This window comes from Lactococcus muris, from assembly GCF_042849115.1.
GTDB lineage: Bacteria > Bacillota > Bacilli > Lactobacillales > Streptococcaceae > Lactococcus > Lactococcus muris.
In genome coordinates, this window is the sequence record NZ_BAAFQO010000003.1 from 15,312 (window position 1) to 30,685 (window position 15,374).

Below are 15,374 nucleotides of genomic sequence, written 5' to 3' on the forward strand. Positions count from 1 at the left end.
CGTAAGCTTCAAGAAAGAAGAATGAACAACCATGACAAGCTTTTACGTTTCTTTCTCAACCAGTATCGTTTTGATAGAAACAAGTATGACAGTGGTGTCTATGACAGCCTTTATTTTCAGGTCTTTGATGAAGAAGCGGCTTTGGATGTGTTGGAGCAACTGGGTTTTCTCTTTCCTCCTGAGCCTAAGGTCTCAAGAAGAAGCTACTATGAAAGATATAAAAATAAAAAGATAGGAGAGCTTCCATTGGGCTATAGGGGAGCGCTTTATTTTTTAATCGAAAATGGTTATGCGGAAGCTGTCTTGTAGAAAGGAAGGAAAATGGATGAAATAGAAAATGAAATTGAAGCTCAAAAGCAATTCTTAACTTTGAGGAAAAATCATTCTCGTTATGAAATGAGTATTGATTTTTATGAGTCTCCTCAAGGTATAATCTCCATAGATGGCTTTAGTCCGTTTAAAATTCCATCGGGATTAAGAAGGGAGGGCTTGCCTTATATAAAAGAAAAAGAGTATTCCTGTTTTACTCGTGAACAGCTTTCTCAACTGGCCGTTCAATGGTTTGTATTGATAAATTGCAATACGGGGATAAGTTCAGAACCTGTGAGCAAAAGTGAGGAAGAAGTAGAAAAAGCAGTGGAGGAACTCACGGCTTTCTTTTCGATATTATTGAGAGAGCGATTATCTTCGCCTCATTTTTTGTTTATTTAAAATGATAGAAGCAATAAATTCAAGATTCCTTGAGCTTATGTACAAATAAAAAAGAAGTTATGGGTAAACAAATTTACTGTATTCACTATAAATAGGTATAAGGAGAAACGATGTTATTCAAAAAATTTATAAACTTCTGCCATGAACGAAAAGTGGCTTTGATTAGAAAGTCTATTTTAGAGCGCTTTACTATTCATCAAGTGTACTATTATGACGGTAGAATATCCTATGAAGTGGTTGAGATGAAAGTGAGGGCTTACTGTGGGAACTATCCTCTCTATGGTCCAGATTTTAGGCGCTTGGCAAGCTTTGATTCGGAAGAAAAGGCTGTCCAGTATTTAAGAAAGCTGCGCAATGAACAAGTGGTATTTAAGCGTGCGCTTGGTGGTTTATCGGATAAACGGGACTAAAAAATGTATTGAAGGAGAATGAGCAAAATCTTTGAATATATTTTCTGTCTTTATTATAATAGTTTTTCATGAAATTTACTAACTCTGTTAGTAAGTTTCATAGATTATATAAAGAGAGGTAATATTCTTATGACAAAAGCTAAATTTAATACATTAATAGGTACTATTGGTGCAACCATAGGTGTATTTGTATTTTTGGCATACATTCCTCAAATTATAGCTAATTTAGAAGGTCATCAAGGTCAGCCTTACCAACCTTTGGTTGCGGCTATATCTTGTTTGATTTGGGTATTGTATGGCTGGACAAAGGAACCCCAAAGAGATTATCTTCTTATTCTTCCCAATGCGGCAGGTGTTGTGTTGGGTTTAGCGACTTTTATAACATCAATTTAAACAAAAATGAGTTTAGCTACTCATTTTTTTATTTGTCTTTAAAATAAAAGCTTTACCTCAATCTTGGGTAGAGCTTTTAAATGGTTGAGAGCTTTTGTGTTTAGAAAAACTGAAAAATCTGGAAAGGAGGATGTATTTTATTTTATCAGAGTGTGAATGTGTTGCTTTAGAGGAGAAAGTCCAAAGCGGTCAAGCCTTAAGCCACCGTGAACAGCGCTTGATTTTTTTAAGTCTTGATAAACGCTTAGGCTACAACGCGGACGGCACCAGTCGTATTATAGAAAAACTTGTGGATCTCTGGCTTATAGAAATATTTGGTTAGACCTTTTTTATAAAAACATTTCAGAAGCTTGAAGGCAAAATCAGAGGAGGGAAAAAATAAACGATAGAAAGAAAAGGAAGAAGACATTATGCCAACATTATCACAGGAAATCAAAGCCCTTCAAGCAGAAGTAAACGACATTGAAGCCCTTTTTGCGGCAGGGAACGCTTTTCAAGAAGCGGCTCAAAGGCTAAAAGGAAAAGGTAAAGTTTTACGAACCGTTGAAAATGACACAACAATTTTGGATGATAGCATTGAGATTGTGTCCAATCGTACCAATGACTTGATTAAAAACTTAGTCAAGGCGTCATCCTCTTACAATTTTTCAAAGAAATCTTTCAATGAATTGAAATCAAAACTTGAAGAAGTTCAAGCGCAAGCTCGCCGTGGCGCAAAATAAAAAGACGGTTTCATAAATAGAATGAGGGTGGGATTTTGCCTTCAACCTTCTGAAATGTAAGAAAAGCGTCAAAAACCAAAGAAAGAGTGAGGGAAATATTATGACATACAGTAAAGACGAGGCACAAAGTAAAATCCAAAGACTGGGTGAGTTAATGATTGCCAAAAGATATAAGGAAGTATGGACTGTCGCAAGTAATTTATTGGCTTATTTTAGAGCTTATGGTGATGTAATGCCAGGCTCAGATTATTTGGTTGTTGATGAAGTGCTTAGAAGCTTTTTCTCTGTGAATAACCAACTTGACGAGGTAAGCATGCTTGCTTATGGCATGGGTCAAAAAGCATTGAATACTCAACTCTAAAAACAATTGGATAGAGTTCAAAAAGAAGTTCATACAAGTTCAAGGTTCGACTCCTTGTGCTTGTTTAAAAATAAAAAGTAAGCTGTTTGTATACAGACTCACTATGAAAGGAATGTTATATGAAAAAATGTATTATGTTTTTGGGAGAAAAGGGAGTGGGGAATACTAAAATGGTTAGTCTATTGTATCTCCATAATATTTGTTCATCTCATCAACAAAAATACGAAAAGCCTTACGGGTCATTTCATTGTAATGGCTTGAAAAAAGATGGAATTCAAAAATTTCTTCTTCGTTAACAAAATAGGCAGAAATATTTTCTAATTTTGCTTCTTTTGCCTGAGAAACTCTGTGGTTTCCATCAATTACACGTAAACCTCCGTGAAATTCTTTTAAAATAATAATAGGTTGACCTTGAGAGGCACTTTCTTCGGTGGAGGGAGTGTATAAGATGTTGGTTAGACTAGGTAAATACTGTTCATTACTTTCAGAGTATTGCGGAATAAACTCTTTTAGAGGAACTTGTATTTCATTTCTTTTATTGAGGGATAAGTATTTTTGAAGCTTTGGTATTGAAATACGAGAAGGAAATATCCAATCAGTTCCGAGTGTTTCTCCAAAAGAATTATTAATAGCGTAGTGGTTCCACCAGTCGTTTTCCTCATCAAAAAAACTTTTAGGAATATTGGTTATTTGATTAAGAATGAATTTTATTTTGCTACTTGAAAGGAATTCGTAAGACTCTAAATGTTGTTTGAATTTTTCTTTTACTGGATTATTTTTCATATTGTTATTTTAGCATATATGATTTTTACTTTACAAATCTTATAGGGGGGATAAAAGTTGGAAGGATTTATACTTGTCATATTTATTGAGTTATTGTTAATCATCTATCTTAGAGAGGAGGAATATGGAGAAGGATTTAAAATTATATTCTCAATTCTTCTCGCTCTCCTTAATGTTCTTATGGTTTTAAGATTTTAAAATTCAATATGTTATATGTAAAGGAGTTAAAAAATGAAATGTAAATTATGTGGTCTAGCACTTCCAAAAGAAGAGGTTATTCCAGATCAAAACTATCAAATTTGTGATGAATGTGAGGTTAAATTAGAATATGGAAACTAAAAAAGGGGTTGTGCTTTGCGAAAAATGCCATAAAGATACTGCACTTGCCACAATAGAACATCAATTATTGTGTAGAAAGTGTTACGAGGTAGTCAAATAATGCGCCTAAAAGATATTCAGCCTGTAAGTCCAGAAGATTTTGTAGTCTTTGAGAATGGCACAGCTTATAGCTATTTCATAGATAGGGGTATAGCGCGTAGAAATGCGCAAGAAGTTGAAGACTTTCCAAAGTTCTATACGGCAGAACAAATGGAAGCCTATGCCAGAATTGAACGTGATTATATTGTCGTGTTAGAGGGAGACACTATCACGAAAAGCTATGCGAAAAAGAGATTTACAGGGGCTAGCGCAGTTGACGTTTATGGGGACAGCTACAGGGTAGTGCATCATGTAAACAAAGGAAAGAAGTGGGTTTTACAGAAGGGGGAAGCATGAAAACTCATGAATTAAAATTAGACATCAAGTACTTTGACGATATAAAGAACGGCAAGAAAAACTTTGAAATTCGCAAGAATGACCGAAATTATCAAGTCGGGGATATTTTGGACTTGAAAGCATGGCAGCCTAAAAGCGCTATGTATGTTGGGGAGTACAACGAATGTGTGCATCATTATCATGCCAAAACACTCAAAGTGAAGGTGGTTTCTGTTTTCAAACCCAAAACAATAAATGCCAAAAAATATTTAGGTAGAGGTTATATAGATGAAAATTCTTCTGTTTATATAGTGAATGATGACGTCTTTAAGACTCTAAGAGAATATTTTGATACAGACCGTTTGCCAGTGGGTTATGTCGTTCTCGGAATTGAAGTGTTTCAGTGAAGAGAGGGTCAGAAGCCCTTATCAAGAGTGGGAAAAATACATTAAAAAGTTTATAATAAAATATATTTAATACCAGAAGAAGGAGTTTTAAAATTTATGGAATTTACAAAAAAACATTGGATTGTGGCAGGTATTGCCTGTCTGATTTTAGCAGGAGGAAGTGCAGGCCTTGTCGCTCATCATCAGGCGCAGGTAAAAGCAGAAAAGACAGCGCAAGAAGCTAAACGCACCTACGATAAGCTTGTAGCTTCTGCCAAAAAAGCAACAGAAAAGGCAGAGACATTCAAAGCTGAAGAAGACGTTAAAACTGCCCAAGCTGCCATTGAAAAGCTAGACAAGAAAGACCAAAAAGCACTTAGTACTCGTGTAGAGAGAGTGCGTAAGAACTGGGTCTTCTTTCATCAAGCAGACAAGGCTGTAAGTGCTGCGGAGAAAGCGAAGACAGGCCAAACTATCAAGACAGCTCAAGATGCGGTCAATACATTAAAAGATGCAATGACAAAGTCTAAAAAAGCAGAATTACAAAAGCGTTTAGACAAAGTCAAAGCAGATTTAAAGGCTAAAAAAGCTAAAGAAGAGGCAAAGGCTAAAACTCAAGCAGCACAAGAACAGGCAGACAGCTCAGCACAGCCAGCGAATAATACGCAAGAAGCTCAAGCAGAAACTCCTGCGTCAGGAACAAGTCCAGAAAATGGACAATATAGCCAAGCGCCCGCAACACCAAGCTATACAGCTCCTGCGACAGGTGGAGGTGCAGTTGCCCCAGCACAGCCAAGTGCCAGCACAGGCAACTTTGCGCCTAATAACGGATCTTCTTCTAATACCAGTGGAGGTGAGCTTACACCACCAGCTGCTCAAAGCTTTACCGGCTGGGTAAGAAATAAAGCGGGACAGATTGTTTGGTCTCAAGGTGGTTTTGGCTCTTTATCCGAAGCAGCACGTGTAGCAGCAGATTGGTTGAATGGTAATGCGACAAGTGGCGGTTGGTCTTCAGGCGCATATTAAATAAAGGTAGAAAAAGATAGTTTCTTTTAAGGGCTATCTTTTTTTTGTCCTCAATCAAGACATAAAAAGGATTGTAGGAAGGACGTGTCTATATGGTATAGGAAAAGAAGAGAAAGCCAAGCCGTGGCTTTTTATTTTGCGCAAAATAAAAAAGATAGGAGTAAATACAGATGTTCAAATTTCAGAAGAAAAAGTTGAAAAAAGCACTGACAGAAGAAAAACAGACAGGTTTTCGTTGCCATAAAAAAGGCAAGCACTTTGTGACAAGTGCCTTGCTTGTAGTAACAGCAAGTGGTATAGTCGCAGGGCTTGTACAAGCCGATGTCTTGAATACCAAACACTCCCCCTCAGTCTCATTGCCAGAAAAAGGTGGCGTAAATTATAAGTTCACAGGTACAGGGACGGTCAAATGGTCGAATGGGCATGACACTTCCGCAAATTTCATGCAAGTGAACGGGGTCACCACATTTTGTTTGGAGCCTTTCACAGATGTCTTTAATGGGGCTTTGGCGACACGTGCCGGTCAAAATGAAGCGGTCTATAAATTATGGCAGTCAATGTCGGAGTACCAACGCAATTTGGTGAACAATATTGTCTATATTGGAGAGGTTAATAATGCGGAGGCAGACCCTAACATTAACCTTGCGACACAATTTGCCATGTGGTTAGTTGAAGCGGGACAAAATGAAGTTTCAGGGCTACTTCCAAAAGTTTCAGAAGTGGACACTTCAAAACTGAATAACGTTGTAGGTGGACATAAAATTACAGGATTAGCGTCCACTGGAGCGGATATCAGTGAAGTAGTAAAATATGCGACCACTATCCTTAAACAAGCCGCCGCAAGTTCTAAAAGTCCAGACTTTAACCCCAACCCTTTAACAGTTCTGGCAGGCTCAAGTGCCACAGCTACAGATAAGGCAGGGGTTCTTGCGGGAAATGCGGGAGGCTACGGTTTGCCTTTTGACCGTATTAAAGCAAGTGAGGGATTGACTGCTCAACGTAAAGGCAATAGCCTTGAAGTCTCAGCTACCCCAAAGGCAATTGGGAAAGAGGGGAATGTGGCAGTTTGGAATAATCAAAATAGAGATTTTGCTCCAAGCTATATTTATGGCACTATTAACCCTAATGGTACTGTAGGACAAACCCTATTTGCCACAACTGACCCAGCAACTTTGGAAGGTGAATTAAAAGTCAAAACAATTGGTTTAGGTGAAGCTACACTGCTTAAGCAAGATGCCGATACAGGTAAGGCAGAAGCTCAAGGGGCGGCTCATTTAGAAAACTCAGAGTGGGGGCTCTTTTATAAGTCTAACAATCAACCTGTGACGTGGAAAGACGGTAATGAAGGCTATCCTATTACTGTGGTTTCAGGCGAAAAAGTCGCAGGTGATAATATTGTCCTTCGTATGACAGATGTTTCCAAAGGGGTAAAACTTAAAAATCTGAACTTCTCAGATAAAGTCTACTGGCAAGAAACCAAAGCTCCAGAAGGCTATGAGTTGTCTACGAAAAAGTATGATGTTGAATTTGACGAAAAGGATAAATTCAATTCAAGTACGAAAAACTACATGGAAGAAGCCACAGCCAAAGACCGTGTAGGTAAGTTTGGAGTGGTTTGGTCGAAAGTTCAGGATGTCAATGGTTCACTTACTGGCTTGAATGGGGCAGAATTTGAAGCCAAACCAATTAATGGCACAAAAGGAGAGCCTGTAAGAGTGACTTCTAAAGCAGTCACTGACCCTAGCACAGGAATTACAAGCAATGGTGTTGTAGACTTCAAAGATTTACTTATTTTTGGGGATCATGTGTTTACAGAAGTAAAAACACCCAAAGGCCTGAAGCCAATCAATCCGTTTACAGTTACACATACAACGAATCGTGATAAAGACGGGAATATCACAAGTTATACCTTTGTCTTTACAGATACGGTCACAGGTCAAATTATTTCCACAAATGACGTGGACGTGTCCCACATGAAAGATAACAATATCATGTTCAATCTGAACCTAGGGACATTCACAGATAAACCGGAAGAAAAACCTACCCCAAGTATTACAACCACTGCCAAAGACAAGGCGGATGGCGATAAGTTGTTGGGTGTAGGTCAAGCCCGTGTGACGGACATGGCTCAAATGTCTAATTTGCCTGCTTCTCAGGAGTTCAATCTTAAGGGGAAGGTCGTGTATAAAGGTACAGGCCAAGAAGTCAAGGATGAAAAAGGCAAAGCCATTGTTGCGGAGAAGAAGTTTAAGACCGATACAAATGGCAGTGCCTCTGTGCAGTTGGATTTCCCAATCATTTATACCCTGAAAGACCAAGACAAGGAGTACACGGTTACTGAACTTGTCACAGATGAGAAAGGAAACAAGGTTGTGGAGGAAAACGACTATAAGAATAACCCTTCTCAATCTGTGAAGGTGGCTAAAGCTGATGGACACACAGAAGTGCAGGACAAAGAAATAAGTCCGACAAGTACTGTAGTTAAGGATAAGTTCTTCTATGAAGGCTTAGTCAAAGGGGACACTTATACTGTTAAAATCAGTCAAGCCTACGACCATGACTTGAAGAAAGTTATTGATGTGGACGGAACTTTGACTTTTAAGGCGACAGATACAAAAGGTGTTGTGGAAGTGCCCGTCAAAGTGGATGCGACAAAATATGCGGGACACAAGATAACTTTCTATGAGGACGCATGGCACGGTCAAAAACGAAAAGACAAGGAAAAACCACTTATTTCTCATCACAACAAGGATGATGAAAAAGAAAGCTTTACAGTGAAAAAACCAACTCCTCCAAGTCCTAAGGGACTTCTTCCTCAAACAGGGGAGAAAATCGCCTTGTGGGGCATGGCAGGTTTTGGTTTCTTGCTTGTAGGTCTTGTGCTTGCGCAATGGGATAAAATTAAGTCTGTCCTTAAGAAAGACCAAAAAGATTAAAATGACTTGACCCTAAAAAGGGTGAATGGCGGTGGGAGGAATAAAAATGTCTGATATTGAAAAAATAATGCCTTATCCTAAGACGAGGCGTTTTGTATTGGAGGAAGAAAATGGAATACAAAGAAGCGTCTATGAATTATTCAAGAAAACAAGTCTATTCGTCTATTGAGCATTTGGAAAGGCGTATAGAGCATGCACGTGAGAGTTCAAGTGCTGCTTTATTTCGTACAAATTTTGGAGAAGAGGCTGGTCAAAAACTCCATGAAGCGCATCAAAGGTTTAGGGAAGTGGATGCTCTCTTATACAAGGCTTTACAAAAATTATCGGAAATTAGACAAAACTTTTGAGAGGTGAGAAGGACATGAAAACACCAAGAGTATATATTGTCAACTTAGGCAACTATAACCGAGGTCAAGCTAGAGGGAAGTGGTATGACTTACCTGTAGATTATCGTAGAGTGCAACGGGACTTGTTGCTTGATGAAGTCCATGGAGAAGAATATGCCATTCATGCTTTTGAAAACTTTTATGGCTTTTCAGTAAGCGAATATTCTTCCATAAAAGAACTCAATGCTTATGCCCAACAGCTAGAAGAAGTGTCTCATATGGATCATATTGAAGATATTCTAGAAGTCTATACCCTAAAAGAAGTTCTGGAGTTGGGAGACAATTTTGACTTTGTACAAGCTGATGATGAGGAGGATTTAGCCTATGAGGTGGTTGAACAAATGGGCGGGTTAGAAAGTTTTGAACCATCGACTCTGGAGCTGTATTTTGACTACGCAGCTTATGGCCGTGATTTAGCCCTACGTGGCTACCGTCAAAGCTCAAATGGCTATGTCCGCAAGCTAGGAAGATAATTTAAAGGTAAAGGGAGGGGAGTGGCGGAGGGTCAAAAATATGAAAATTTTAAAAGAAGGTCTTCGACTGATTTGTTGTAGTTTGATTTGCCTTGTGTTTTTTGTTTTTGTTTCTCTTTTTTGTGCATTAGCGCAGATGTATCCGATTGTTGGAGTGCTTATTGTGTCTGTGTTTGGAGGTGTCGCTTTAAGATTAACCTTATTTTCTAAGTGAAAATTTCAAGAAGTATAAGATCAAGAAAGGAAAAAATGATACATAAAATAACGAGTGAAATATCTCTTCTACTTGATAAGGCGGTAGATATTAAATCGGATTTTAGAAAACGAGAGTACACTTTGGATGAGCTCTTAGTGTTTTTACAAAAAAATAATCGCTCAAAGGATTTGCGTCACCTTTTGAGCGCTATGGATAGTCTTGAGTCTACGCTTGACCTTTTAAACAATAGTTTAAATACTATTGCGGATATCCAACAAAAATTTAGAGGCTAGAATAAGACCTCGATGAATAATAGGAGGTAAACCATTGGAAATTTATAAACTGGCAAGAGAGCTGGGGGTGAAAAGTCAAGCCCTCCTTTTTCTTGCCCAAAAAGAAGGAATAGAAGCTAAAAGTGTAGCTTCCCCATTAACAGAAGAGGAAATGGACAAGCTGCTTGTGGCTTTTGATGAAGCAGGAGGGGACTTAGAAAGTCTTGGGACTGTGCCTGATGTTGAGACAGTACAAGAAGGACATGTAGAGCTTTCTCAAAAGAAGAAGGGACTAAAGTCTCCTTTTGCTAGTCTTAAGGCATACGAAAAGCAGCCCCCAGCCCCTAAAATCCCTAAAGTGAAAACAGTGAAAGAAGGCAAGGCACTGCGTATCTATCGGGTGCTTGCTACGCTTGTGATTGCCCTGTTTATTGGTCTAGGCTACTCGGCTTATAAGGCAAATGTACAGGTAGAAACCCTCACCAAGCAAGTCAATGCGACCACGCAAACCCTAAGTGACAATCAAAAAATGCTTTCTGAGGAAAATAAAAAATTAGTGGCCCGTGTTCAAGCTTTAGAAGAAGGACAGAAAAAGGCAGAAGCTGCTTCTAAAAAAGCAAGTCCAAAGCCTTCAACTTCTAAAGCTAAAGGAGAGGCAACTAAAAATAAAAAATAGGAGGATGTATTAAAGAATGAGTTTTGAAGACATAAAATCAGGCTTTATCGTGGTGCTGGCGGTTGTTGCGGCTATTATGATTTTTAAGCACTGGAAAAATGCGGCTTGGATGGAAATTATTTCTGTTCTTGCCATTGGTGGGATTATGTGGGCACTCTTTACAGGTAAAGATATATTTGCCATGATGTGGAAGGTTATCACTGCCCTTTTGAAAGTCTTTGGGATTAATGCTGCGTGAGTGCCTATGAAAAAACAAGAACGATTACATTATGACTATGCGATTGGCTTAGAAATGCCCTACTGGATTCAAGAAATCAGACTACGTGGAAAAGTTTATTGGACTTTTCAAACACCCTTGTCTTTGTCATTTTTAGTGGTTATGGGCTTAAGCGCTCTCGTGATTTTTCTTCTCATCCGTCCCCTATTTCCCTTTCTAAGATATGTGCCTTTTATTCCTGTTTCTTTGTTTACGGTAGTTCCTTGGTTTATCGGGAAGACCTATGTTGAAAAGGAGCCTGACGGGAAAAAAGTCCATACTTTCCTTTTCGGGACTTTGCGTTTTGTCAAAAACTTTGCTTTTGATAAGCGCTGTATTTATGGTGAGGAACGGAGGGAGGAGGTACAGGAAAAAATTGTATTTGAAAAAGTTATGCTTTAGATAAAGCTAGAAAGAGGATTATGAAACTTAGTTACCCGATAGAAAAATATAAGGACAATTTAGTATTAACCAAGGAAAGAGAGGTCATGGCTTTTTATAGTATCCCTTACTTTTCGTCTTCTTCTATCAACTTTAAGAAAAAAGAAGAAACAAAAGAAAGCATAGAAAAAGCCATAAAAAAATTATTACCTAATGCCTATTTTGAGCTTTCTTTAGTTCCTCGTGATTTTCTTTTGGAAGAAAAAATGTCAGACCTTGCGGATACATTTGTATCTGAAAATAAGAAGTCGGGAGAGATTTACCTTAAGGAAGTCACAGCACGTTATACAAAAGAGATGGAGATTCCTTATAAATATGTGTGGTTACTAGGGGTCTACCTCTCCAAGGAAATGAAAGATATGTCTTTCAAAGAACTTATAAAAACTACAGTGAATAAACAAACGACAGCCTTAATGCATACCTTAGGAAGAGTGGTGCAAATAAGAGAAGACTGGTTTGAGGAGTGGAGGATAACAGAAATGGAGTTGAGACAGACCCTTTCTGCTCTAAAACCTGTGCCCTTGTCACATGAACAGATGTATTACTATCAAAGGTTACAGTTCTTGCCTTACATTCCACATCTATTTAAGGATGTTTTGGGGTCAAAAAGTGTCCATAATGTCACAGATACCATGATTTATGCTAATAATATGGGAGAGTTACAGTTTGTCAGTCCCTATGGTACAAGTTACTTGTCTATTTTGCCCATTGGAAAGTCTACAGGGATATTGAGCAATAATCATATGGATGAGATTGTCCAAAGTTTTAACTTTCCCATAGGATTAAAAAAGAAGTGTCATTTCCCAGATATGAAAAGTTCCTTTGGATACAAGTCTAAAATGAGTCAGAGCCTTGTGCGCTCCAAAACGATTATGCGTGAGACGGCAAACACAGGGAATGTCATGTATGACCGTATTATTATTGGGCGTCAAGCCCTTAATGACATGGCAAAGAAAGTTGAAGCCAAAGCGCCTATTATTGAATATGGCGCTTTTTTATTTGTGGCAGCTTCCAGTCGTGAACAGTTAAGAAGTCGTGTAAAAACGGCAATTCAAGCCTTCGACGGTAAATTTGTCTTGGAGCGTGCGCGTATGGATCAAGCCTATCTTTTTCAAGCCTTGCTCTATGGCGCAAAATTAGACCGTACCACTCGTTTTTGGTATCACTCCTCGGATTCGGCAGGTTTTTCCCAACATCTGCCTTTTACCACGACAAAGAGCGGTTCAGATTCAGGTTTTCCTTTAGGGCGAATAGATACGAATTATCACAAGTGGGAAGATTTAAACCAAGCCATTCATGCCTCAAGAAACATTGTCCTCTATAATCCCATGCTTGCTAATAAGGAAGGAATTGCAGGAAAGATTACCAAAAATCTTTTAACCACAATCACGGGGATGACCGGTTCAGGAAAAACTATTTTGGCACAGTACCAATTTTTACAAGCGGTACATTCTAAAATCAAAACCCTTTACATAGACCCTAAACACAGTATTCGGGCGCAATGGTTGAGTGTTTCTCAAAATCCAGTCTGGCGGGATAAAAATCCAGAACTGGCGGCTGTCATTGACCGTATCAATTTTGTGACTCTTGATTATCAGAAAGCAGAAAATAGGGGTGTGCTTGACCCTATTGTCTTTTTGAGTCCAGAAGACGCTTTGACTGTGGCAAAAACCATGCTTAAGTATTTAGGTGAGGGGACTTGGAAAAAAGAGGAAAGCACCGCTATTTCTAAAGCAGTGAAAGCTGTAGTGAAACGTAAAATAGAGGGGGAAAGTGTTGGCTTTATGCATGTGCTTGACCTCTTAAAAGACTCAGAAAAAGAAGATGTAAGAGCGGTGGGAGAGTATCTTTTTGAAGCCGTTGAAGGCTCTATCTTATCCCTAGCCTTTTCATACGGTCAGGTTGAGGGAATTTCCTTTGAAGAACATGCGACAGTCTTGGAAATTTCGGACTTAGAATTGCCTGAGTCTGATTCTGAGGATGAACTTTCAGAAGAAGAACGGCATTCGGTTGCTTTGATGATGGCGCTGGGTACTTTCTGTAAACGTTTTGGGTCAATGAATGACCGAGAAGAAACCATTGAATTTATGGATGAGGTTTGGGTCATTATGACGTCTAAAGAGGGAAAACGAATTATTAAATCTATGAAGCGTGTGGGGCGCTCGCAAAATAATAAGCTCGTGCTTATCTCACAGTCGGTCAATGATGTGAAGGACTCTAACGATACCACAGGTGCAGGGGAGCGTTTTTGTTTCTATGAGGACGGGGAGGAAGAACATATTTTACGCACTTTGAAATTGGAAGTGAATGAAACCAATATCCAATGGATTCGAAACATGAACCAAGGACAGTGTGTATATTTAGATGTTTTTGGCAATATCAATCGTGTGTCAATTGAGATTCCTGCAGCTTGGCTGGAGTTGTTTGCGCCTAAGAATGATTCCGAACAATCGCAGCTAGAAAAACACTACCAAAAACATTAGGAGGTCAAATCATGAATTTTAGTACGCTATACAAAAGTATAATGAATTATGGTGTTTATCGTGAAGCTGTCCACGGTAAAGTTTTAGAGCCCCTTCCTATGTTTTGGAATTTCATCTCAGGTATCCTCCTAGACATCCCTTTTCAACTTTTCCAGATACAGGCTTTAGTGGTCAGTTTTTTAAGCCGTCTTCTCAATATTTCAGAAGCATTGAAACCCGTTCAAACCAATGTGATGATTCAGGCTAAAGCTATCTTTTTAGGCTTTATCGGTGGGTCAAATGGTACAATTGCCCAGGCTTCAGGGGCAGGGATGTTACTTGCCATTACAGGTTTTTATCTGTTTTATCAATATACCAATGGTAAAGGCAATTTCATGCGTGCTTTTGTGCATTTAATGGCAGTTGTTGGTACCATGTTTTTCTTTTTTGGAAATTTTACAGTAAGAACCCCAGAAGGGCAAGTGAAAACAGAAATGGGGGGACAAATTCTCTTTAATACCGTCACTTATGTCTCAGATATGGCGAAAAAACAAGTCATTCATGGGATGACTGGCTTTTCAAATACAGAAAACTCAGGAGACTTCATTGAAAACTATGTGGTGAAACCTACCGCAAATTTTATCAATACTGGCAATCCTGCGGGGGTCATTGATTCAAAAACAGGAGAAAGATTTGATTATGCGAAAGCTAAAGGAGAGGGAGGACAAGATTATGTAGATAGAATTTCCAAAAAAGATGACTATCTTAAAAATGAGGGCAAACAGCTGGGGTTTCAAGTCGCCGCCGGTTTTATGGGTGGGATGAACTTATGGATATATGCCGTGCCTATTGTTGTAGTAAATTCGACTATATCGGCCCTTTCTCTTTTGGTTTGCGTGTTTGTCTTCTTTATACCTGTAAGTGCCTTGTTAAGCTTTATCCCGTGGTTTAGAAATGCTTTCTTTACAACGGTTAAAAGTAGCCTTGGCTTACTTGTCGCCCCTTCTCTTTTAAGTGTCATGTTGGGTTTTCTTTTTTTCCTCATGATACAAATAGATTATGGGGTCTTAAGTTTTATTATTGGTAAGCCACAGACCAACCTTGAGGCTGCAGTATCGGGCTTAGCCAGCATAGAATTTCTCATCTTCTTACCTGTAGTCTTTATTTTAAAAATTGTCTTCATGTTTTTCCTGTGGAAAAGCCGTTCAAGCCTTTCACAAAGAATGTCTGGGACAGATATGGCTACGGGGAATATGGAACTTACTCATATGAAAATGGAGTGGGAAAACTTCAAAAATAGCTTTAAGGAAAAGGCTGAGGGAGTTTCTAAAATGGCGCTGGGTACCGCAACAGAAAACCCAGAATTGGCTTTGGATGGTGCTTTACTGCTTGCGCCTCATCTCTCTAAAGGTTTTGGACCGAAACATCAAGCCCCTTCTGGTGAAGGGTCAGAACTTGAGGAAGTACCTCAAGAAGAAGTGACACTTGAAAAAGAAGAAGGCAGAGAGGAAAGGGAAGAAGAAATCCCAGAAATTTCCCTTGAAGACAATATTCTTTCAGATGAGCGACAAGGGAAAGAGGAAATTCCTGTTCAAGACTTGCAAGATTCTTCTGATAGGGAAACCTTGTTTGCGACAGAGGAGCGTTCAGAAGATGAAGAACTTGTGGATTCAAGGGATTTGATGAGCTGGGAAGAAGCCTTCCAAGATTTAGAAGAAATGAGAGCTTAGT

21 protein-coding genes are annotated in these 15,374 nt (G+C 38.9%); 20 read left to right on the forward strand and 1 reads right to left on the reverse strand.

Translation table 11 applies throughout. The features are described from left to right. The first annotated feature begins 21 nt into the window (after positions 1-21). The 7 genes from ACGHCK_RS02460 to ACGHCK_RS02490 all read left to right on the forward strand — a co-directional run bounded on the left by ACGHCK_RS02460 (position 22) and on the right by ACGHCK_RS02490 (position 2,597). Positions 22-309, forward strand: a complete 288-nt coding sequence (locus ACGHCK_RS02460) for a hypothetical protein (RefSeq protein ID WP_271327853.1) — start codon at positions 22-24, stop codon at positions 307-309. A gap of 12 nt (positions 310-321) precedes the next feature. After that, positions 322-711, forward strand: a complete 390-nt coding sequence (locus ACGHCK_RS02465) for a hypothetical protein (protein WP_271327854.1) — start codon at positions 322-324, stop codon at positions 709-711. Positions 712-821: 110 nt separating this feature from the next. Then, entirely contained in the window at positions 822-1,121 is a 300-nt protein-coding gene (locus ACGHCK_RS02470) for a hypothetical protein (RefSeq protein WP_271327855.1), read from the forward strand. A gap of 129 nt (positions 1,122-1,250) precedes the next feature. Beyond that, positions 1,251-1,514, forward strand: a complete 264-nt coding sequence (locus tag ACGHCK_RS02475; RefSeq protein ID WP_271327856.1) for a SemiSWEET family transporter — start codon at positions 1,251-1,253, stop codon at positions 1,512-1,514. A gap of 130 nt (positions 1,515-1,644) precedes the next feature. Beyond that, positions 1,645-1,836: a hypothetical protein gene (locus tag ACGHCK_RS02480; RefSeq protein ID WP_271327857.1), complete on the forward strand. Its 192-nt coding sequence runs from the start codon at positions 1,645-1,647 to the stop codon at positions 1,834-1,836. Positions 1,837-1,924: 88 nt separating this feature from the next. Then, a complete protein-coding gene (locus tag ACGHCK_RS02485; protein ID WP_271327858.1) occupies positions 1,925-2,236 on the forward strand; it encodes a hypothetical protein in 312 nt (103 codons plus the stop codon). A 100-nt stretch (positions 2,237-2,336) separates the two neighbouring features. Beyond that, on the forward strand, positions 2,337-2,597 hold the full coding sequence (locus ACGHCK_RS02490; RefSeq protein WP_271327859.1) for a hypothetical protein: 261 nt from the start codon (positions 2,337-2,339) through the stop codon (positions 2,595-2,597). A 174-nt stretch (positions 2,598-2,771) separates the two neighbouring features. On the opposite strand, the gene ACGHCK_RS02495 is transcribed toward ACGHCK_RS02490, so the two are convergent. Next, a complete protein-coding gene (locus ACGHCK_RS02495) occupies positions 2,772-3,380 on the reverse strand; it encodes a ParB/Srx family N-terminal domain-containing protein (RefSeq protein WP_271327860.1) in 609 nt (202 codons plus the stop codon). A gap of 438 nt (positions 3,381-3,818) precedes the next feature. On the opposite strand from ACGHCK_RS02495, the gene ACGHCK_RS02500 reads away from it, so the two are divergent. The 13 genes from ACGHCK_RS02500 to ACGHCK_RS02560 all read left to right on the forward strand — a co-directional run bounded on the left by ACGHCK_RS02500 (position 3,819) and on the right by ACGHCK_RS02560 (position 15,373). Then, a complete protein-coding gene (locus ACGHCK_RS02500) occupies positions 3,819-4,154 on the forward strand; it encodes a hypothetical protein (protein WP_271327861.1) in 336 nt (111 codons plus the stop codon). Continuing rightward, a complete protein-coding gene (locus ACGHCK_RS02505) occupies positions 4,151-4,540 on the forward strand; it encodes a DUF3850 domain-containing protein (protein ID WP_271327862.1) in 390 nt (129 codons plus the stop codon). Before ACGHCK_RS02500 ends, ACGHCK_RS02505 begins: the two co-directional genes overlap by 4 nt. Before the next feature lie 96 nt (positions 4,541-4,636). Further along, entirely contained in the window at positions 4,637-5,545 is a 909-nt protein-coding gene (locus ACGHCK_RS02510) for a serine protease (RefSeq protein ID WP_271327863.1), read from the forward strand. 170 nt (positions 5,546-5,715) lie between these two features. After that, a complete protein-coding gene (locus ACGHCK_RS02515; RefSeq protein ID WP_271327864.1) occupies positions 5,716-8,481 on the forward strand; it encodes a VaFE repeat-containing surface-anchored protein in 2,766 nt (921 codons plus the stop codon). A 110-nt stretch (positions 8,482-8,591) separates the two neighbouring features. Further along, positions 8,592-8,828 (forward strand): hypothetical protein, encoded by a 237-nt coding sequence (locus ACGHCK_RS02520; RefSeq protein ID WP_271327865.1) that lies wholly within the window; start codon positions 8,592-8,594, stop codon positions 8,826-8,828. Between the two features lie 14 nt (positions 8,829-8,842). Further along, positions 8,843-9,340, forward strand: a complete 498-nt coding sequence (locus tag ACGHCK_RS02525) for an antirestriction protein ArdA (RefSeq protein WP_271327866.1) — start codon at positions 8,843-8,845, stop codon at positions 9,338-9,340. 40 nt (positions 9,341-9,380) lie between these two features. Continuing rightward, positions 9,381-9,554, forward strand: coding sequence for a hypothetical protein (locus ACGHCK_RS02530; protein WP_271327867.1), 174 nt, complete (start codon positions 9,381-9,383; stop codon positions 9,552-9,554). A gap of 35 nt (positions 9,555-9,589) precedes the next feature. Continuing rightward, on the forward strand, positions 9,590-9,829 hold the full coding sequence (locus ACGHCK_RS02535) for a hypothetical protein (protein WP_271327868.1): 240 nt from the start codon (positions 9,590-9,592) through the stop codon (positions 9,827-9,829). 34 nt (positions 9,830-9,863) lie between these two features. Continuing rightward, entirely contained in the window at positions 9,864-10,484 is a 621-nt protein-coding gene (locus ACGHCK_RS02540) for a translation initiation factor IF-2 N-terminal domain-containing protein (RefSeq protein WP_271327869.1), read from the forward strand. Positions 10,485-10,500: 16 nt separating this feature from the next. Then, a complete protein-coding gene (locus ACGHCK_RS02545; RefSeq protein ID WP_202231608.1) occupies positions 10,501-10,722 on the forward strand; it encodes a hypothetical protein in 222 nt (73 codons plus the stop codon). 6 nt (positions 10,723-10,728) lie between these two features. Continuing rightward, entirely contained in the window at positions 10,729-11,142 is a 414-nt protein-coding gene (locus tag ACGHCK_RS02550) for a conjugal transfer protein (RefSeq protein WP_271327870.1), read from the forward strand. A gap of 20 nt (positions 11,143-11,162) precedes the next feature. Beyond that, positions 11,163-13,664 carry an ATP-binding protein gene (locus tag ACGHCK_RS02555; RefSeq protein ID WP_271327871.1) on the forward strand — a complete coding sequence of 834 codons (2,502 nt, stop codon included), beginning with the start codon at positions 11,163-11,165 and terminating at the stop codon, positions 13,662-13,664. Between the two features lie 11 nt (positions 13,665-13,675). After that, positions 13,676-15,373, forward strand: coding sequence for a hypothetical protein (locus ACGHCK_RS02560; protein ID WP_271327872.1), 1,698 nt, complete (start codon positions 13,676-13,678; stop codon positions 15,371-15,373). Position 15,374 lies beyond the last annotated feature (1 nt).